Origin of the sequence: Paraliobacillus salinarum (assembly GCF_014083865.1) — a bacterium.
GTDB lineage: Bacteria > Bacillota > Bacilli > Bacillales > Amphibacillaceae > Paraliobacillus > Paraliobacillus salinarum.
Genome location: NZ_JACEFA010000001.1, coordinates 48,568 through 67,997, shown reverse-complemented (window position 1 = coordinate 67,997; position 19,430 = coordinate 48,568). Strand labels below are relative to the sequence as shown.

The 19,430-nt window shown below is 34.6% G+C and carries 20 protein-coding genes and 1 other annotated feature; of the genes, 1 reads left to right on the top strand and 19 read right to left on the bottom strand.

Annotated elements, in window-relative coordinates:
* Window positions 1–29 precede the first annotated feature (29 nt).
* The 4 genes from HP569_RS00360 to lspA all read right to left on the bottom strand — a co-directional run bounded on the left by HP569_RS00360 (window position 30) and on the right by lspA (window position 3,638).
* Complete coding sequence (locus HP569_RS00360; protein WP_182199093.1) at window positions 30–1,385, bottom strand: solute carrier family 23 protein; 1,356 nt, start codon at window positions 1,383–1,385, stop codon at window positions 30–32.
* A gap of 137 nt (window positions 1,386–1,522) precedes the next feature.
* The gene (gene pyrR / locus HP569_RS00355; RefSeq protein WP_182199092.1) at window positions 1,523–2,065 is read right to left on the bottom strand and encodes a bifunctional pyr operon transcriptional regulator/uracil phosphoribosyltransferase PyrR; all 543 of its coding nucleotides are present in this window, start codon (window positions 2,063–2,065) and stop codon (window positions 1,523–1,525) included.
* Window positions 2,066–2,259: 194 nt separating this feature from the next.
* Window positions 2,260–3,174, bottom strand: a complete 915-nt coding sequence (locus HP569_RS00350) for an RluA family pseudouridine synthase (RefSeq protein ID WP_182199091.1) — start codon at window positions 3,172–3,174, stop codon at window positions 2,260–2,262.
* Entirely contained in the window at window positions 3,171–3,638 is a 468-nt protein-coding gene (gene lspA / locus HP569_RS00345; protein ID WP_182199090.1) for a signal peptidase II, read from the bottom strand. The genes HP569_RS00350 and lspA overlap by 4 nt, the downstream gene beginning before the upstream one ends.
* A gap of 260 nt (window positions 3,639–3,898) precedes the next feature.
* On the opposite strand from lspA, the gene HP569_RS00340 reads away from it, so the two are divergent.
* Window positions 3,899–5,140, top strand: coding sequence for an MFS transporter (locus tag HP569_RS00340; protein ID WP_182199089.1), 1,242 nt, complete (start codon window positions 3,899–3,901; stop codon window positions 5,138–5,140).
* A gap of 311 nt (window positions 5,141–5,451) precedes the next feature.
* On the opposite strand, the gene ileS is transcribed toward HP569_RS00340, so the two are convergent.
* The 15 genes from ileS to HP569_RS00265 form a co-directional block, all read right to left on the bottom strand.
* A complete protein-coding gene (gene ileS / locus HP569_RS00335) occupies window positions 5,452–8,205 on the bottom strand; it encodes an isoleucine--tRNA ligase (RefSeq protein ID WP_182199088.1) in 2,754 nt (917 codons plus the stop codon).
* 87 nt (window positions 8,206–8,292) lie between these two features.
* Window positions 8,293–8,517: a binding site (T-box leader), on the bottom strand.
* 66 nt (window positions 8,518–8,583) lie between these two features.
* The gene (locus HP569_RS00330) at window positions 8,584–9,099 is read right to left on the bottom strand and encodes a DivIVA domain-containing protein (RefSeq protein ID WP_182199087.1); all 516 of its coding nucleotides are present in this window, start codon (window positions 9,097–9,099) and stop codon (window positions 8,584–8,586) included.
* Window positions 9,100–9,186: 87 nt separating this feature from the next.
* Window positions 9,187–9,960: a YlmH family RNA-binding protein gene (locus tag HP569_RS00325; protein WP_182199086.1), complete on the bottom strand. Its 774-nt coding sequence runs from the start codon at window positions 9,958–9,960 to the stop codon at window positions 9,187–9,189.
* A 41-nt stretch (window positions 9,961–10,001) separates the two neighbouring features.
* Window positions 10,002–10,268: a YggT family protein gene (locus tag HP569_RS00320; protein WP_182199085.1), complete on the bottom strand. Its 267-nt coding sequence runs from the start codon at window positions 10,266–10,268 to the stop codon at window positions 10,002–10,004.
* A gap of 5 nt (window positions 10,269–10,273) precedes the next feature.
* On the bottom strand, window positions 10,274–10,708 hold the full coding sequence (locus tag HP569_RS00315; protein WP_182199084.1) for a cell division protein SepF: 435 nt from the start codon (window positions 10,706–10,708) through the stop codon (window positions 10,274–10,276).
* 12 nt (window positions 10,709–10,720) lie between these two features.
* Window positions 10,721–11,392: a YggS family pyridoxal phosphate-dependent enzyme gene (locus HP569_RS00310; RefSeq protein ID WP_182199083.1), complete on the bottom strand. Its 672-nt coding sequence runs from the start codon at window positions 11,390–11,392 to the stop codon at window positions 10,721–10,723.
* Window positions 11,393–11,421: 29 nt separating this feature from the next.
* Window positions 11,422–12,222: a peptidoglycan editing factor PgeF gene (gene pgeF, locus HP569_RS00305; RefSeq protein WP_246366855.1), complete on the bottom strand. Its 801-nt coding sequence runs from the start codon at window positions 12,220–12,222 to the stop codon at window positions 11,422–11,424.
* A 99-nt stretch (window positions 12,223–12,321) separates the two neighbouring features.
* Window positions 12,322–12,570, bottom strand: coding sequence for a YlmC/YmxH family sporulation protein (locus HP569_RS00300; RefSeq protein ID WP_182199081.1), 249 nt, complete (start codon window positions 12,568–12,570; stop codon window positions 12,322–12,324).
* A gap of 160 nt (window positions 12,571–12,730) precedes the next feature.
* The gene (sigG, locus tag HP569_RS00295) at window positions 12,731–13,510 is read right to left on the bottom strand and encodes an RNA polymerase sporulation sigma factor SigG (protein ID WP_182199080.1); all 780 of its coding nucleotides are present in this window, start codon (window positions 13,508–13,510) and stop codon (window positions 12,731–12,733) included.
* 121 nt (window positions 13,511–13,631) lie between these two features.
* The gene (sigE, locus tag HP569_RS00290; RefSeq protein ID WP_182199079.1) at window positions 13,632–14,354 is read right to left on the bottom strand and encodes an RNA polymerase sporulation sigma factor SigE; all 723 of its coding nucleotides are present in this window, start codon (window positions 14,352–14,354) and stop codon (window positions 13,632–13,634) included.
* A gap of 13 nt (window positions 14,355–14,367) precedes the next feature.
* The gene (gene spoIIGA, locus HP569_RS00285; protein ID WP_281366352.1) at window positions 14,368–15,303 is read right to left on the bottom strand and encodes a sigma-E processing peptidase SpoIIGA; all 936 of its coding nucleotides are present in this window, start codon (window positions 15,301–15,303) and stop codon (window positions 14,368–14,370) included.
* 232 nt (window positions 15,304–15,535) lie between these two features.
* Window positions 15,536–16,663 (bottom strand): cell division protein FtsZ, encoded by a 1,128-nt coding sequence (gene ftsZ / locus HP569_RS00280; RefSeq protein ID WP_182199077.1) that lies wholly within the window; start codon window positions 16,661–16,663, stop codon window positions 15,536–15,538.
* A 115-nt stretch (window positions 16,664–16,778) separates the two neighbouring features.
* Window positions 16,779–18,065: a cell division protein FtsA gene (gene ftsA, locus HP569_RS00275; RefSeq protein ID WP_182199076.1), complete on the bottom strand. Its 1,287-nt coding sequence runs from the start codon at window positions 18,063–18,065 to the stop codon at window positions 16,779–16,781.
* 288 nt (window positions 18,066–18,353) lie between these two features.
* Window positions 18,354–18,707, bottom strand: a complete 354-nt coding sequence (locus tag HP569_RS00270; protein WP_182199075.1) for a small basic family protein — start codon at window positions 18,705–18,707, stop codon at window positions 18,354–18,356.
* Entirely contained in the window at window positions 18,707–19,414 is a 708-nt protein-coding gene (locus HP569_RS00265; protein WP_246366879.1) for a DUF881 domain-containing protein, read from the bottom strand. Before HP569_RS00265 ends, HP569_RS00270 begins: the two co-directional genes overlap by 1 nt.
* Window positions 19,415–19,430: the final 16 nt, after the last annotated feature.

The window sequence follows — 19,430 nt, the reverse complement described above, 5'->3', positions numbered from 1 at the left end:
CTCCTTTAGAAGACAGTCCCTTTTCATACTTAATTTTCATCCGATTTAAACATATTTCCATTTCCATAACCAGATTCTTTGCCTGGTAAAATCAGATTTAAAATAACTCCAGTGATTGCAGCTAATGCCATACCAGCTATTTCTACATTTACACCAGCAATATTTATCTTTACCAATGCTCCACCAATACCAATAACTAAAATAACTGAAGCAATGATCAGATTTCGATTGTTTCCTAAATCTATTTGGTTATCAACAAGCATGCGTAGTCCACTTGATGCGATAATACCAAACAAGAGTATAGATACGCCTCCCATAACTGCAGTAGGTATAGAATTAATTACATCAGGAATAAGCCCAATGAATCCGAAAGTAATTGCTAAAACGGCAGCACCACCAATAACAAACACACTAAACACTCTTGTAATAGCAAGCACACCAATGTTTTCACCATAAGTAGTGTTTGGTGGTCCACCTAAAACAGATGCAATCATTGTCGCTACACCATCACCTAAGATCGAACGATGTAAACCAGGTTCCTTTATGAAGTTTTTTCCTGCTACTTTAGATAACACCATCTGATCACCAATATGCTCAGCTATAGTTACAATAGCAACTGGTACCATAATCCAGAAAATACTTCCGCTAACAACCTCAAATGGGTTGTAATCTTTAAAAGGTATAACGAAGTCAGGTAGTACAAACACAGCACTAAAGAAGGCGCCAACTGAATCAGCTTGGATGATTGATTCCCAAGTAGCAACAATTGCAGATGTGTCCACAATTCCTTGTATTAAAGCAAATATATAACCAGAAACAATTCCGATTAAAATTGGTATAAGTCCAAAAAATCCTTTAAAAAATAATGAGCCTATAACAGTAATTGCAAGTGTAACTACTGCAACTAAAAAGTGTTTTCCACTATAGCTTCCATCCACATTCATTGCCATGTCCACAGCTGTCGGAGCTAATCCTAGACCAATAACAATAATCACTGGTCCTACAACGATTGGAGGTAAAATTTTCATTAACCAATCTAAGCCAAAAGATCCGATTAATAGTGATAAAACACCGTACACTGTTCCCGCTAGAAAGCTACCAACCATTGCACCTGGGATACCACTTTCTGCAATTGCTGCTCCAATTGGCGCGATAAACGCGAAACTTGATCCCAAATAGGCAGGGATTCTGCCTTTTGTAATAATTAAGTATGCAAGTGTACCTGATCCACTTGAGATAAGTGCAACTGCTGGCGGTAAACCAGTTAAAAATGGAACTAAGATGGTTGAGCCAAACATCGCAAATAAATGCTGTAAACTTAACATAAACCATTTTGTTTTTGGTGGTACATCTCTTATATCCATTACCATATCTAATCTTGACATCTTACAATTCCCCCTCAGATTCTTTCCATAAAAAAACCTCTTTGCAATGTCGCAAAGAGGTACACATGTAGTTAAAAGCATACACGTATCCTATAGCAACCTTGCAAGCCTCTCTGGACTTCATTAAAGGTCAGTTATTATTTTTCAAATATACTTACTTGATCTTCTTGATCCGTCTCATTTAATGCAACCATGATTATTTCATCTTGTGATGTAGGAATGTTTTTCCCTATATAATCAGCTCGAATTGGTAATTCTCTATGTCCCCTATCAATCAAAACAGCTAGTTGAATTTGGGAAGGTCTTCCTTGATCAATCACAGCATCCATTGCAGCTCGAACCGTTCTTCCAGTGTATAATACATCATCAACAAGAATGACTTTTTTACCAGCAATTTTCGTTTGAAAATCTGTATGATGTAGTTCTGGCTCGTCATTTTCAACAGCATGACTTAAGTCATCACGATACAATGTAATATCAATTTCTCCTATTGGTACATCTACACTTTCAATCGAATTTATTTTTTCTTGTAGCCGCTTAGCTAACGGAGCACCTCTTGTTTTAATTCCAACAAGCATGAGGTTGTCTACACCTTTATTTCGTTCTAAGATTTCGTGTGCGATTCGTGTAAGCGCACGGTTAATAGCTGCTTGGTCTAGTAGTATTGCTTTTTGTTTCATTACACTATCGCTCCTTTTTAAAATGATAAACCTTTAAGTTATAACAGCAAAAAAAATCCTTTTCTCCAGTGAGAAGAAAAGGATTTTAACATACGTATACCATCGTAATAGTTACCGTTTCCTTCTCAGCCTCACGGGACTGTTGTTAAAGGTCATTTGATTACTATTGATTATTTCATTAGTTGTTTGTTTTGTCAATATATTTCTTTCACTTTTTCTAATGTGTCTAAAAAGATAGTAGGTGGTTCTACTTGGAAATGCATCCACTCGTTTGTTCGAGGATGTTCAAACCCTATCTCTTTAGCGTGTAATGCTTGTCCATCGATTTTTAACGTTTTTCTAGGGCCATATTTCGGATCTCCCACTAATGGAAAGCCAATATATTTCATATGCACACGAATTTGATGTGTTCTGCCCGTCTCTAATACGCATTTCACATGTGAAAATCGATCATTTATACGATTTATTACTTCAAAATGTGTGACAGCCTCTCTTCCTCCTGTCACAACAGCCATCTTCTGGCGATCTTTAGTATCTCGTCCAATTGGCGCTTCGATCGTACCGTATTCATGTGGAACAGAACCATGAACAATGGCTTCATAAGAACGTTTTACTGTTTTAGCTTGCAATTGCTCTGCCAATCGTTGGTGTGCCATATCATTCTTTGCTACCATCAATAACCCACTAGTATCACGATCAATACGATGAACGATACCTGGTCGAATCACTCCATTAATTCCAGATAAATCTTTACAATGATACATCAATGCATTCACTAACGTACCATTTGGATGACCAGCTGATGGATGAACGACCATTCCTCTTGGTTTATTTACAACAAGTACATCCTCATCTTCAAACACGACCTCTAACGGAATATTCTCAGGTTTGATGTGAAGAGGTTCCGGCTCCGGTATTTCCCAAGAGATAACATCCTCTGCAACACATTTATAATTACTTTTTACTTGATTTTGATTTACTAGGCAGTAACCCTCTTTAATCCACGTCTGAATTTGCGATCTAGACGTATTAGGTAGAACACTAGACAGTACTTTATCAATTCGCATGCCTTGCTCTTCCTGTTTAACTATATATTCATCTGATATCATGCGCGTTTATTCCCCTTCTTTTTTTCGTCAATAAATGTAGCAATAAAAACCAATATTACTCCAATAACTAATGATGAGTCCGCAATATTAAAGATTGGATAATCATAACTGCCAATATAAACATCAAAGAAGTCCACTACCTCTTTACGGAAAAGACGATCAATAAAGTTACCAATCGCTCCACCCAAAATGAGAGCAAGGGATATCCCGGTTAATAAACTATCTTTAGCATACTTTTGGATATAATATACTATTACAATAACAACAATAGTAGTAATAATATAGAAAAAACCCATTTGTCCTGCAAGAATCCCCCAAGCAGCACCAGTGTTTCGATGTGATGTAATATAAAAGAAGTTTTCTATAATTGTAATACTTTCTCTTAACTCCATATTAGCAACCACCCACCACTTTGTGAGTTGGTCAATCATAATGATAATAAATGCGATGATGTAATAACGCATCTGGCTCCCCCGTCTCTTGATTAAATTTACTCTTATGCATTTTACCATAAAGTAGACCTTCAATCCATTCTACAAGCGAACAATGATTAATAAAATTTCATTACATTATATATTTTTATATTAAAATATTTGCTATATTATTAAGAATGATAAAATATCAGCCTTGAGACTGTTTGACTATTCATGCTAATGAGCTATGCTAATAATCAGTTTTAGTTCATTCGTGCGCTTTGGGGTGTGAAAGTAAAAGGGGAGAAAATATGAATGTTTTTCGGAATTATCATAGAAATATAAAAATTAGAATCGGTCAAATCTTTCTAACAGATATGGTTGCAGGTGCAATATTTCCTTTTATCGCTATTTATTTTGCAAACTATTTTGGAGCTACCATTACTGGGATTCTTCTGATTGTTAATGTACTAATCAGTTTAGTTGTAGGGTTATATGGTGGATATTATTCTGATTTAATTGGGCGAAAAAAGTTGATGGTTATAGCTGGTATTATTCGTATGGTTGCTTTTGCGATCATGACATTTGCCAACTCTGCTATTTGGCTCTCTCCTGAAATCACATTTGTTATGGCAATTTTAATTACCGCTTCTTTTGGATTAGATGGGCCTGCAGCCGATGCTATGATTATTGATATTACTAAACCAAATGAAAGAAAAGGTGTGTATGCCTTATTATATTGGAGTTTTAATCTTGCATTTGCGGTCGGTGGAATACTAGGAGCATTAACTTTTAATGATTATTTATTTGAACTGTTATTAACTATGACCATGACAAGTGTTGCTTCTAACATACTGATTATCTTTTTCATTTCTGAAACGATGGATAAATCAGTCACAATCGACAATAAAAACGTGTTAAAACAAATGTTTCATAGCTATAAAAATGTCGCAGGAGATAAGCTTTTTATTCTATTTGTATTTGCTGGCCTGCTCATTCAATCCATTGAAAATCAACTTGAAAATTATATTGCTATTCGATTAGACAATGACATGCCAGTACAAGAGATATTTGGTTTTGGAGTATCAGGCGTTGAAATGGTAGGTTTCTTAAAATCTGAAAATACAATTATCGTTGTTGTTTTAACTGTATTCATTACAAAACTTGTATCTCGTTTTAATGAAGGGAACACCTTCTTATGGTCTATTGCCATTTTCACAATGGGATATGTTGGTATAAGCTTTTTTGATAATGTTTGGGTATTATTTGGATTTATGATACTCGCTACCGTTGGAGAATTGATGCGTGTGCCAATCCAGTCTGATTTCCTTGCAAGTATACCTACAGATGATAAGCGAAGTTCTTATATGGCTGTATACGGTTTAGTTTTTAACGGTTCCATGATGATTAGTTCCTTTTTTGTTACACTTGGTGGGATTTTCTCTAAGGAGACGATGTCTATCTTAATTATGCTTTGTGGCTTAACTGGATTTATCATTATGAAGTACATTATGAATGATTTAAAAGCCAGAAGAGATGCACAAGCAACCTAAAAAGATAGCTTAAGGTAAAGCAAATATATAATAGACAAAAGACGAACTTTTATTCTGAAGAGAATTAAAGTTCGTCTACTTGTTTGAACTAATATATTTGCTGTGGAAACACACAACACTTCGGCAGGAACAGCGAGAACTGAAGTTCCACTCCGTAAAGTGCTCTTTACTTTACGGAGTTAATTGAGAACGTGGTTGCGGAAATGGAGTGTATTTCCACAACATTAATATAAGTTCGTATCTTTCTTTCATATCTTTTTTAAAGCTTATTAATTTTGTTTAAGTTCTCAAGCAAGGTCTGTTGCTGACAATTAATCTTGATAGTGTTCTTTAACAATCGATGCACAACGAACACATAACCCCGGATGTTCAGCAACTTCTCCAACAGAATCAGCAGCTACCCAACAACGCTCACATTTTTCACCTTCATGCTTCTCAACCTTAACGGTAACTAATTCATAATCTGTTCCGTCAGTTAATTCAGAAGTTAACTCCACTTCAGAAACAATAAATAATTGGTGCAAATGCTCGATATTTTCTAAAAGATCTTTTGTTTGTTGATCTTTAGCTACAATCTTTAATTTTGCTTCTAAAGATTTTCCGATAATCTTTTCAACACGTGCTTCTTCTAATGCTTTTAACACGTCATCACGCACATTCATAAATAGATCCCATTTTTTTTGTAGTTCTACTTGATTAGCAATATCACGAGCAACAGGCATATCCGTTAACTGCGCTTTTTCTTCTTCTACACCAGGAATAAACTCCCATGTTTCTTCAGCAGTATGCGTAAGAATTGGTGTAAGTAATTTCACCAAGCTGTGGATTATTTCATAATAAACCGTTTGAATGCTTCGACGTCTATCACTGTCTTGAGCTTCAATGTACAATACATCTTTCGCAAAATCTAAATAGAATGCACTTAACTCAATGGAACAAAAATGATGAATAGAATGATAAACAGTAGAGAAATCATACGCATCATAAGCTTTTGTAACTTTTTTAATTAATTGTTGTAATCGAAGTAGCATATATCGATCTACTTCTTGCAACTGATCATCCTCTACCACATGTTTCTTAGGATCAAAATCTGCTAAGTTACCAAGTAAGAAGCGGAATGTGTTTCGGATTTTACGATACCCTTCCGAAGTCTGCTTGATTATCTCATCAGAAATTCGTACATCTGCTTGATAGTCTACAGATGCAACCCATAGACGAAGAATATCTGCACCATATTGCTTCATAATCTTAGACGGTACAACTACATTACCGACAGATTTACTCATTTTACGACCTTTACCATCTAAAGCAAATCCATGACTGATTACTGTTTCATATGGCGATTTTCCTGTCACTGCAACTGCAGTTGAAATAGATGAATTAAACCAACCACGGTATTGATCAGACCCTTCTAAATAAACATCTGCAGGACGACGTAATTCTGGTCTTTCTTCTAGTACACCTTGATGCGAGGAACCAGAATCAAACCATACATCCATAATATCCATTTCTTTTGTGAATGTGCCATTAGGACTATGCTCTGATGTGAAACCTTCTGGCAATAAATCTTTTGCATCCCATTCAAACCAAATATTAGAACCATGCTCTCTAAATAATTTAGAAACATGTTGAATTGTCTCATCTGTAATGATTGGTGTTCTGTCTTCGCCATAGAATACTGGAATAGGCACACCCCATGTACGTTGACGAGAAATACACCAATCTGCTCGATCACGAACCATATTATACAGGCGTGTTTCGCCCCACTTTGGCAACCAGTTAATTCGGTTAATTTCAGCTAAAATATCTTCTCTAAAGTCTTTAATTGATGCGAACCACTGATTTGTCGCGCGGAAAATAGTTGGTTTTTTTGTGCGCCAATCATGTGGATAAGAGTGTGTAATGAAGTTAAGGTGTAGTAATGCACCTAACTCTTCAAGCTTTTGAGTAATCTCTTTATTTGCTGAATCATAAAACAAGCCTTCAAATCCTGGTGCTTCATCCGTAAATACACCTTTTTCATCTACTGGACATAACACATCTAACCCGTATTGCTTAGCGATATTAAAGTCATCTTCCCCGTGTCCTGGTGCAGTATGAACCAGACCGGTACCACTTTCTGTTGTTACATGATCACCTAAAATAACAAGAGAATCACGATCATACAATGGATGCTTAGCGACTAACTTCTCTGCATCTTTACCTTTAAACGTTTTTACCGTTTCAGGATTTTCCCAAGTTAACACTTCCGCAATCTGATCAATCATATCTTCTGCAACAATATACTTCTGATCAGCTACTTTTACCACTGCGTAGGAAAGCTCAGGATGAAGCGCAATTGCTAAGTTTGCTGGTATTGTCCATGGTGTCGTCGTCCAAATAATGAACTTCTCATCACCGTCCAGTAATGTACCAGGTTCTTTTACATCAAACGCTACATAAATAGAAGCAGAACGCTTATCTTGATATTCAATCTCAGCTTCTGCAAGCGCTGATTCAGATGAAGGTGACCAGTAAACAGGTTTTAACCCTTTATAAATGTATCCTTTTTTAGCCATTTCACCAAACACTTCAATTTGTGCTGCTTCATATTCTTTATTTAAGGTAATGTACGGATGATCCCAATCGCCACGCACACCTAGTTGTTTAAATTGTGTTCGCTGATTATCTACTTGTTTCAACGCATACTCTTCACATTTAGTTCTAAATTCTGCTGTAGTCATTTTTTTGCGATTTACTTTTTTCTTCGCTAAAGCTTGCTCAATTGGTAATCCATGTGTATCCCATCCTGGTACATACGGTGCATGAAAACCACTCATTGATTTATATTTAACGATAAAGTCTTTTAAAACTTTATTTAGAGCGTGCCCCATGTGGATGTCACCATTCGCATACGGTGGTCCGTCATGTAAGACAAATAAAGGTCTTCCTTCTGTACGTTTTTGTATTTGTTGGTATAAATTGCTCTCTTCCCATTCTTCTTGCATTTTTGGCTCTTTATTCGGCAAATTCCCTCTCATGGGAAATGCCGTTTGTGGCATTAATAACGTATCTTTGTAATCCATTTGATTTCCTCCTATTTTACTTTTGTATAGTTTGTTTATTCAAATTGATTGTTAGTTTTACAAACAAAAAGAGTCCTCTGCATCCCAGCAAGGGACGAGAAGACTCGTGGTACCACCCTTCATAAATGAAGATAACTAACTATATCTTCATCCACTCGGCATCGTAACGTGATGTGGACGTCTCATTTTACTCTTCTTTCAAACGAGAAGCTAAAGGGTGATCTTCAAATAAGAGACTGTATTAGGCTTTCACCATTTCCTAACTCGCTTCAACAGTGTTTCTTATTTTACTCTCCCTATCATTGCTATTTCAATTATGAATTCTATTTTCACCTTATGTGAATGAATTATATGTAAAAATACTTAAAACGTCAAGGACTAATAATTATTTGCTTCTGATTCTTCTTGCTCTGGATACGCATCGTCCATTGCTGTATCAAGTAATCCATCCCAATCATCGTTCTCAATTAACTCTAATTGAGCTTCAACAAGCATTTTTAAACGCGTACGGAATACTTTTGCTTGTTTCTTGAGTTCTTCAACTTCAATTGCAATTCGACGAGACTTTTGTAATGCTTCATTAATAATTCGATCAGCATTTTTTTCAGCCTCTTTAATAATTAATTTAGATTCTTTTGTAGCATTTCCTTTTACTTCTTCAGCAGTTTCTTGGGCAATTAAGATCGATTTATTTAATGTTTCCTCGATATTTGAAAAATGACCTAACCTGTCTTTCATGTCATCTACTTGTTGTTTTAATTCTTTCTTCTCACGCATAACAATTTCGTAATCTTTAATTACCTGATCTAAAAATTCGTTAACTTCATCTTCGTCATAGCCTCTAAATCCACGTGTAAACTCTTTATTATGAATATCCAATGGTGTTAATGGCACAATGGCCACCTCCTTATGAAGTGTTGTTTAAATTTTTTCTTGTCATTGTAGATATATTTCGACATTTATAGAGAAATTCCTGCCTCATTAAGCTAAAATATAATATTTAATAATCCATTTATCTTTTTTGGATTGACCTAATACTTCCACTAATTTACTCCGACCTTTTCCTCTAAAAGAAAAGATATCACCCGATTCAACAAGAAAAGCAGGATTTTCTACTTTTTTAAAATTAACCTTAATAAGACCTTTTGCTATCGCTTCTGATGCAGTTTGCCTAGAAACACGGTATATTTCTTTCATCAATACATCTAATCGCAAACTGCTCACAGTAGCCTGTCGTGCATGCCATTGTTCTTTACTCTCTATGGCTTTATCAAGCGGCACCTTATTCCATTGTATCGATGCTTTCTTTATTGAATTAACATTCATTTCAACAAAAGAAGCTATATCCTCAGATACTGCGATTTGAATATGGTGGTCATCAATTACAATATCTCCTAATTTACGTCTGATCAATCCTTGTGAAAGGAATGCACCTAATACATCACGATGTTGTATTGCAACAAATTTTTTTGGATAACTCGCTTGCAACAATGTAATCGGAAAATCAGAACGATCAATGGTATGATAAAAAGGAGCTAAGATCGCTTGTTGTCTTTCTGTTTGTTCAGCTCCACCAAAAAACTTAATGTTAAATTGTTCATCATTTCCGATTAAGCTTTTAAAGATTTGTTGCTCACGCGGATCTAAAAAATCACTGTGTTTAGTACGATGCTGAATTTCCACTTGCTCTTTCCAAGTTAACACTTGATCAATAAATGGTTGCTCATCTTTTCTAAAATGCTGGTATATATCCATTTGCTCACCACACTACTTTTCGTTAAATAAACCTCTTACTTTTACCAAATAAACCAGCTAAACAGTACTCTAATACCATTTGGAATAAGATAGGTCAATACTAAAATAGCTACAATAGGTGAAATATCAAGCATTCCAATTGGAGGGATTATTTTACGAAACGGCTCCAAATAAGGTTCACAAATCTTGGCTAAAAACTCCCCAATGGACGATTCTCTTGCTCCAGGAAACCATGACATAAGTATATAGATGACCAATGCCATACTATATAAGTCAATTAAACTCATAATAATTCCATATAAACCCATAAAACTTACCACCCTTGTTCAAAGTCTTCTTCTTCACTAACTAACTGTGTAATACTTCCTGATACATCTACATTATCTGGTGCACATAAAAATGTATGTGGACCTAATTTTTGCATTTCTCCTGAAACAGCATATACTGTCCCACCTAAAAAATCAACAATTCGTTTTGCTTGCTGGTAATCTACTCGTTGTAAATTGATTACGACAGAGCGTCGATTAACAATATGATCAGCAATTTCTTGTGTTTCGTCATAAGACCTAGGCTCACAAAGCACTACTTTTGCAGTTGATTTCACCGACTTTAGACTTACCACGTTTTGCGGTTGACGTTTTTCACTGCGAGTCAGACTTTCTGTGTCTCCTTGTTCTTCCTCTACATATTCGTATTCATATTCATCTTCGACAGAAAATAATGTTTTTAACTTGTTTTTAATGCTCATTTTTTCACCTCTTTATCCAACAAGATTTGAACCAATTCGAATGTATGTTGCACCTTCTTCAATAGCAATACCGTAATCGTTACTCATCCCCATGGATAGTTCTGAGCAAGGAGCATAACTAAGCTTCAAATCTTGCACATTATCTCGCAATAAGCGTAATTGACGAAATGTATCTCGTAAGGCTGCTTCATCATCAGTTAAAGGAGCCATTGTCATCAAGCCGATGATTTGTATCTGAGGATATTCCTGTAACTTCTGAACGAAGTCAATTACTTCAGTAGGAGCTAGTCCATGCTTTGATGCTTCTCCACTTGTGTTTACTTGTATGAAGCATGAAACTGGTTGCTCAGCCCGTTTATTTATTTCTTTAGCTAAAGATAATCTATCAAGCGAATGAAGAAAATCAAACTCGTTGACAACATGTTTCACTTTCTTTGATTGTAAAGAACCGATAAAATGCCAAATAACATCTTTTGATGATAATTCATTAGATTTTTCTTTTAATCCTTCGATTCGATTCTCACCTAAGTGGTTGACACCAGCTTCGACTGCTTCATCCGCACGTTCTACACTGACATATTTAGTTACACCGATTATAGTTACTTCTTTCGGATCTCTACCTGCTTTCGCACATGCTTCACTTATATTTTTCTGTATTTCTTTTAAGTTAGCTTGCACTTTCAATTAACACTACTCCTTCTGTTCGTTCAATTTCATCTCTTACCTATATACCCTAACATTCTACCTGTTTGTCCATTCTCATAGCGATGAGAAAAAAATAAAGGATTACTATATGTGCAGAAATTGGTTTGATATATATTTTCTAGATGAATACCATGTTTGACCAATATATAATAATTTAGTGATGAAAGATTTAATAAATAATTCTTATCACTTACCTTTTCTGTTACTTGCTCACGAAATTCAATCGGAATATGATTAAAAACAAAATCGTTTATTTCATAATTCCCCTGTGAGATCGAAGGTCCAATACCAACATAGAGCGAATCTACATTTGCACCATTATCTTTTAACGCTTGAACCATTTTACCCGCTATTTGTTTAACCGTGCCTTTCCATCCTGCATGTGCAATACCAATCCAACCTGTTTTTTGGTCCCAAAAATACAGAGGGACACAATCAGCAAACATAGCTGTTAGTAAAATGTTTTTTTCTTTTGTAATTAAACCATCCGTATCTTGAATTGATGTTTCGTATTGAAATGCCCCTTTTCCTTTATCGGCAGCTGTAACGAGATGAATATTTGTACCATGTGTTTGTTCAGCCATTACCCAGTGATCAAGGGGATAATCTATTAATTGACTTAATTTATTTTTATTTGTTACAACATCTTGCTGATTATCATTTACATGTAAGCCTAAATTAAATGTATCAAAAGGGGCTTTACTAACACCTCCATGCCGTGTAGAAAACCCAACAACTAACTGTGAATCAGCCTTTTGCCATGTGTTTAATTCAACAAAAGATGAATGAACTTGAATAAATGGTTCCAAATTATTTTCTCCCTTTGTATTTTTAACTATTTTATCATACATTCGAGTGAATTTCTTATAAAAATCGAATTATGTGTGAAATGCTCAGTTTTTACATTTTTAAATCAATTTGCGTTTATCACTTCTAATTAAAATAACATCAGAACCAACTGTTACGATATCAGCCCATGGAATCGTGATTTCTTCTTGTTTTCCGAATAATGGTATGACTTTGTTCTTAGCACCTACAATTAGATGTGTGATTTTCCCTTTACTATGATCAATCTCTAAATCCACAATCATTCCAATCTTCTCACCGCTTTCCACCAGAATGATTTCTTTTAATTGCATATTCGTTAAAGTAACCATATTCACCCCTCCATCCTGTTATTGTGATTATATGCAATGCTTTGTTTGAATTTATCTTATTTAATAAATTTACTTAAAAAGAAAAACAGATACACCCTTCAATTAAAAAGATGTATCTGTTTCATTTTATTTTATATTTACAAAGATAACGAATAATTTATTATTCAAACATTTCTTTATTCATTTCTTGCATTGCCGCCTTTTCTAATCTAGAAACTTGCGCTTGTGAGATACCGATCTCTTCAGCAACCTCCATCTGTGTTTTTCCTTGAAAAAAACGCTTTGTCAAAATCATTTTTTCTCGTTCATTAAGTCGATGCATTCCCTCTTTTAATGATATTTGGTCCAACCAATTAGATTCTTTATCCTTATCATCGCTGATTTGATCCATTACAAAGATCGGGTCACCACCATCATTATAAATCGGTTCAAACAATGATACTGGGTCTTGAATGGCATCCATTGCAAAAACAATATCTGCATGGGGGACATCCATCTCTTTAGCAATCTCCATTGCTGTTGGTTCCTTTAAAGTTTTACTCATCAATTTTTCTTTAACTTGCAGAGCTTTATATGCCGTATCTCTTAATGATCTAGATACACGTATTGGATTATTGTCCCTTAAGTAGCGACGAATTTCACCAATAATCATTGGTACAGCATACGTGGAAAACCGGACGTTTTGACCCAAATCAAAATTATCAATTGATTTCATTAAACCAATGCAACCTACTTGAAATAGATCATCGCCATACTCTCCACGATTCTGAAACCTTTGGATAATACTCAACACCAATCTTAGATTTCCATTAACTAATTCCTCACGCGCACTTAAATCACCACTTTGTAATTCCTTAAACAACTTCCGCATTTCCTCATTTTTAAGTACTGGTAAAGTAGATGTGTCAACACCGCAAATTTCAACCTTGTGTTTTGTCATGATTTATCCTCCCGTTTGGAGATGCTGTTCATGGAACAGTATCACCACTAGGAAGATGTTTTATGCAGGAAAAAAATTCTTGTTTAATTTTAAAAACTGGTGACAACTACAGTAGTAAGCTTTACACCATTTTATTAAATTCTTTTTGAAGTCTACGTATAATTTTTTTCTCTAATCGTGAAATATAGGATTGAGATATACCAAGCATATCAGCAACATCCTTTTGTGTTTTTTCTTCGCTTCCTATTAATCCGAAGCGAAGTTCCATTATTTGTTTTTCACGTTCATTCAATTGTTCTAAAGCATTCTGTAATAATTCTTTATCTACATCTGCATCTAATTCTTTAATCGTTATATCTTCATCTGTCCCCAGAATATCGGATAGTAATAGCTCATTTCCATCCCAATCTATATTCAATGGTTCATCAAAAGATACTTCTGATTTCAATTTATTATTTTTTCTTAAATACATTAAAATTTCGTTTTCTATACACCTAGATGCGTAAGTAGCTAATTTGATTTTTTTTTCAAGATTAAATGTATTTACTGCTTTTATTAAACCAATTGTTCCAATACTTATTAAATCCTCTATATTTATTCCTGTATTTTCAAATTTTCTTGCTATGTATACAACTAAACGTAAATTCCGTTCGATTAACATAGCTCTTGCTGCTTTATCACCATCAGGCAATTTTCTTAATAATACTTGTTCTTCTTCTTTAGACAACGGAGGAGGTAATGCTTCACTCCCACCAATATAATAAATTGCTTTTGGTTTTATTCCTAACTTCATCCGAATTTTGTACCAACGTAATTTGACCGCAATTAGCCATTTTTTAATCATTCTCTCTTCCTCCTTAAGCTAGTTTTAATGTAGTTTGATTAAACAATGCTGGATGAAGCAAACAATGATAGCTTCCATCTTCAGCTAATTGATTAAATTGGATCCCAATGCTCACATTCGAAACCAATATTTTTTGTTTTTTGAGATATATAGTGAATTTCTCAGGTTTGATTGCAAGCATAAATTGCGGTTGTCCTGAGATATCATGGTAAGGAACAATATCTATAGGATTCGAAAAATAGCCTTCCAATTGTTCAAAATGATAGCCTTCCATCGCTTTTTTCATTTGTTTTATTTGTTCATAAGTAAAAAGCTGCTTCGCTATACTATAATCACAAACCACAATATGCTTTTTTGTTAATGGATCTATTAATTGATTTCCACTATCAACATACCCCGTAGTAGTAATAGCAACATTGTTATAGTGAAAGGTAACATGCATAATTTGTTCTGCATCAAACTGAGTTATTGTGTGCTTGTCCAGACGATTTTTAGTAAACATCCATACTACCGGAAAACCAACAACAACAAACATCCAACTGATTGGATCCCCTAAACCACTGCTCCATGTAACGATACCTGTTGGTCCAAATTGAACTGGACTTGATAAAAAAAAATGAATCGCAGTTAATGATCCTCCTAATGCAAAAGTCACAAAATAAAACGTAAGTAACAGTCGCAATAAAGTTTTGGGATGCTTCAGACCGAAACCAATAATTATAACTAATATTGAGATAGATAGCTTTCCAATTGGATGAAGTAAAATAGAATTAGGATAAAAAATGGTCAAAGGTACAAACAATGAAGCAATGATTGCAGCCAAAAAGATCGCCCAGCTTTTTGCACTAACTTTTCCCATGTGTTTAGTTAATAATAGAATCATCCAATCCAAAAAAATATTGAGTATCCAAACGGCGTCTAAATAGATAATTATTTGTTCCCCCCTCACTTACCTGTTCACTGTGATTAGTATAGCGAAAATAAATTTCAATGTCTGTCAAATTTTGACTGCTAATAGTAGCATATTTTTAGAAATTAACTGTTAAATTGTCAAAAGTGATGCTTATAAAAATGTTTCAATAAAACTTTAAAATGATAATTTCATTTTTCACACAACAAAAAAGGTTTTGATTAACTATTACTAGCTAATCAAAACCTTTTTCATTGAAAATATTGAATTTTTATCTACGACGATTTCTATTACGTAAGAAGGTCGGAATATCTAATGTATCCTCTTCTTCTCTAGAGCGTTGTTGTTCCTGTGGCTCCTGTGATACCACTTCTCGTCTTTTTTCACTGGAAGCCATATTTTTATGTGCAACTGGTCGTTTTTTAGGTTGGCCGTTATCAATTTGAGATTCATCAAATCCGGTTGCGATAACAGTAACGACTATTTCTTCTTTTAAGTTTTCGTTAATTACTGAACCGAAGATAACATTCACTTCTTGGTCAGCAGCTGATGTTACAATATCTGCAGCTTCTTGCACTTCATATAAGCTAAGGTTTGCACCACCCGTTATGTTCATAAGCACACCATGCGCACCATCAATAGATGTTTCTAATAATGGAGATGAAATTGCCTTTTTGGCCGCTTCAGAAGCTCTACTTTCTCCAGTAGCCACGCCAATTCCCATTAATGCAGATCCTTTATCTGACATAATTGTTTTAACATCAGCAAAGTCCACGTTAATCAAACCTGGTGTAGCTATCAAATCAGATATACCTTGAACACCTTGACGTAAAACATTGTCAGCTTCACGGAAAGCTTCTAACATCGGTGTATTTTTGTCGATAATTTCCAATAATCTATCATTTGGAATAACAATCAGTGTGTCTACACTAGATTTCAATCCATCTATTCCTGTAATAGCTTGAGTAGAACGTTTTCTTCCTTCAAAAGTAAACGGTCGTGTAACAACACCCACTGTTAAGGCGCCTAATTCTTTCGCAATTTGTGCAATAACAGGCGCAGCACCAGTTCCAGTTCCACCACCCATTCCAGCAGTAACAAAAATCATATCAGCACCTTGTAGTACTTCTTCAATTTGTTCTTTACTTTCTTCTGCTGCTTTTCTTCCTACCTCCGGGTTTGCACCTGCACCTAACCCACGAGTTAATTTAGTTCCTAATTGAATTTTTACTTCAGCTTTAGATAAATTTAATGCTTGTGAATCAGTATTGACTGCAATAAATTCAACACCTTGTACACCATGTTCGATCATACGATTCACGGCATTATTTCCTCCACCGCCAACACCTATTACTTTTATTTTTGCAAGTTGATCCATTTCCGTATCAAACTCTAACATGTTTGTTCCTCCTAATCTGCAAGTTTACTAGTTTTCTTGATGTTTAGTTATCTTTTTGAGGGATGTTCCATTCAAACTATTATGTATAAAAAGCTTGAACATCTTTTTTTTACATTTAATCAAAAAAGTATTTAAATAAATTAGAAATACCAGAATCTTTTTTCTTCGCTGGTTGTTTGCTTTCTTCTTTTTTCACCATTCTTTTTTGTTTAGCAGGCTTCTTTTCTGCATAATCAGAGTAGGAAACAGCACCAGTTAAATGCTTTCCTTGAATTTTTGCATTGTAATTAGAAAACTTTAATATCCCGACTCCAGCAGTAAATTGTGATTCTCTCACACCTATATAGTCAGGAATTGCAATGCGTACATTGGCATGAAATAAGTCTTGAGCCAATTCTAAAGCACCTGGCATTCTCATGCAACCTCCAGTTAAAACAAAGCCACCAGGTAGTTCAGAATAACCCATTCGTCTTAATTCTTTAGCTGCATAAGTATAAATTTCCTCTAACCTAGCTTCAATCATATCAGAAATATCCAATTGATTAAATATTTGCTTTTGATCGCTGCCAATAATGGAAGTTTCAAAAGTTTCTTCTTCAAGCGCTTGATCATAAAAAGCGTGTCCATGCTTAATTTTAATTTCCTCAGCATCTTCTGAAGTAGTTCTTAATCCAATAGAAATATCCTTTGTGATGTTATCTCCACCTAATGGAACAACACTAGTGGCAGTCAAATGATCATCTTCAAAAACTGCTACCGTAGTATTTCCTCCACCAACATCAATTAAAGCTACTCCTAGATTTTTTTCATCTTTTGATAAGGCAATAGAACCTGATGCTAGTGATTGAAGACATATGTCGATAACTTCTAAACCAGCTCTTTCAACACATTTCAATACGTTATGTAACATTGTTCTGGAACAAGTAATAATCGTTCCTTCCATCTCTAATCGAACACCAATCATCCCTCTAGGATCTGATATTTCATCTAATCCATCGACAATAAATTGTTTTGGTACAACATCAATAATCTCTCTTTCTGGTGGAATAGAAATCACTTGTGCTGCATCTATTACTCTTGTCACATCTTCATTTCCAATTTCACGGTTCTCACTTGAAACAGCCACTACACCGTGACATGGCTGAAGCTGAACGTGATTTCCATTGACACCAACAATTACCCGGTCAATTTGCATATCTACCATTCTTTCCGCTTGTTCCACGGCATTCTTAATAGATTGCACAGTTTGGTCAATATCTACGATGGCACCTTTTTTCATTCCATTAGAATTCGCAGTTCCTACTCCAATAATATTCAAGGAATCCTTTAATACTTCACCAATAATTACTTTAATTTTTGATGTACCTATATCCAAGCTGACTAATATTTCATTGTTGTTCACAAGAAAGGCACCTCCTACGTTAAGGTTACAAATTATAGATTAATTTTATTTTTTGAATAGTCACTAAACCTTTGTTAATATATGTAACTATCATTTTAACATGTTTTCGGAAAATTAGTAGATTAGTTCTATTATAAATTATAATTAAAACAATATAAACCCAGAATATACTCCTATAAATATTTCTTTTCTTCCTAAAGAGCATTAAAAAGAAAAGCATTTTAGATCTACATTTAAACTTTACTACATTATTCTACATTTAGCGAACATTTTCCTGTCAAAAAAACGTTAATTATCTTGTTTTTCTGTATTTTTTTGTAGAATTAAGCGTCTACGAATAATTGCAATGTTCTGAAACAGTCTTACTCCAAAAGCAAATACTGCAGCCAAATACAGATCAATACCTAATTTTACACCAATAAAGGTTAATAAAACAGCTAAACCAATGTTAAATAAGAAACCTGACACAAAAATCTTCTGATCAAATGTTCGATCTAGGTGTGCGCGGATTCCACCGAATAAAGTATCTAATGCTGCGAGTATTGCAATAGATAAGTAATTCGAATACTGATCCGAAATTGTAATATCAGTTAGAAGACCTAAAGATATACCTATTATTAAAAATATTGCCGGTAACCACATTACTTTTCACCTATTTCTTCATTCACTTCTACTGCTTCGAAATTAATTATCCCTTGATATGCAGGCAATGTTATTTTTTCTTTTAAGGTAAATTCCATAGACATATCTTCAATAGAAAATTCATCCATTGATTGACTTACTTCCATGTAATCAATTAACCTTTGTGGATTCTCAGTTAGAATATAAATATTTAATGGTAAATCTGGTAAAGCATGATTGTTGACGTATGTCTTTCCATTTACATATCGAATGGGAGAAGTATTGACAATCCGTTCATTTTCTATAGCTATATCAGTTGCGCCATATGCATTCAATTCATTAATTAGCCGATTTAGTAATTCTGGAGAGATGGTTGGATACTCTTGTGCATATGGGGAGTCAATGAATATTCCTTCTATTGTCATAACTACACCAGCCCCATCCCTCTCTAATAGGCCGGCTTTTTTTTTCAATTCTATAATTGATTCTTTTAATACATCCATTTGTTCTTGTTCAGATTGTTTGGCATATTCTTCATAAACTGCTTCCAATTTATCTAACTTTTTGTATAACAATTGTTGTTTTTGTTGTTCATCTTGTAATTTAGCTCTTACTTGCCATGTGTCCCTTGTTTCGCGTTGACTCGATCCATTTGAAGTTTGGAATTGAATGGCTAATACAAAACCTATAAATATAGATAAAATGGATACAATGACTTTATTTTTCACTGACAATACGATCACC

Excerpts from the sequence above, each read along its gene's own strand:
- HP569_RS00360 (WP_182199093.1), bottom strand. The coding sequence starts at position 1,385 with ATGTCAAGATTAGATATGGTAATGGATATAAGAGATGTACCACCAAAA.
- pyrR (WP_182199092.1), bottom strand. The coding sequence starts at position 2,065 with ATGAAACAAAAAGCAATACTACTAGACCAAGCAGCTATTAACCGTGCG.
- HP569_RS00350 (WP_182199091.1), bottom strand. The coding sequence starts at position 3,174 with ATGATATCAGATGAATATATAGTTAAACAGGAAGAGCAAGGCATGCGA.
- lspA (WP_182199090.1), bottom strand. The coding sequence starts at position 3,638 with ATGCGTTATTACATCATCGCATTTATTATCATTATGATTGACCAACTC.
- HP569_RS00340 (WP_182199089.1), top strand. The coding sequence starts at position 3,899 with ATGAATGTTTTTCGGAATTATCATAGAAATATAAAAATTAGAATCGGT.
- ileS (WP_182199088.1), bottom strand. The coding sequence starts at position 8,205 with ATGGATTACAAAGATACGTTATTAATGCCACAAACGGCATTTCCCATG.
- HP569_RS00325 (WP_182199086.1), bottom strand. The coding sequence starts at position 9,960 with ATGGATATATACCAGCATTTTAGAAAAGATGAGCAACCATTTATTGAT.
- HP569_RS00320 (WP_182199085.1), bottom strand. The coding sequence starts at position 10,268 with ATGGGTTTATATGGAATTATTATGAGTTTAATTGACTTATATAGTATG.
- HP569_RS00315 (WP_182199084.1), bottom strand. The coding sequence starts at position 10,708 with ATGAGCATTAAAAACAAGTTAAAAACATTATTTTCTGTCGAAGATGAA.
- HP569_RS00300 (WP_182199081.1), bottom strand. The coding sequence starts at position 12,570 with ATGGTTACTTTAACGAATATGCAATTAAAAGAAATCATTCTGGTGGAA.
- sigG (WP_182199080.1), bottom strand. The coding sequence starts at position 13,510 with ATGACAAAACACAAGGTTGAAATTTGCGGTGTTGACACATCTACTTTA.
- sigE (WP_182199079.1), bottom strand. The coding sequence starts at position 14,354 with ATGATTAAAAAATGGCTAATTGCGGTCAAATTACGTTGGTACAAAATT.
- ftsZ (WP_182199077.1), bottom strand. The coding sequence starts at position 16,663 with ATGTTAGAGTTTGATACGGAAATGGATCAACTTGCAAAAATAAAAGTA.
- HP569_RS00270 (WP_182199075.1), bottom strand. The coding sequence starts at position 18,707 with ATGTGGTTACCGGCAATATTTTTAATAATAGGTATATCTTTAGGTCTT.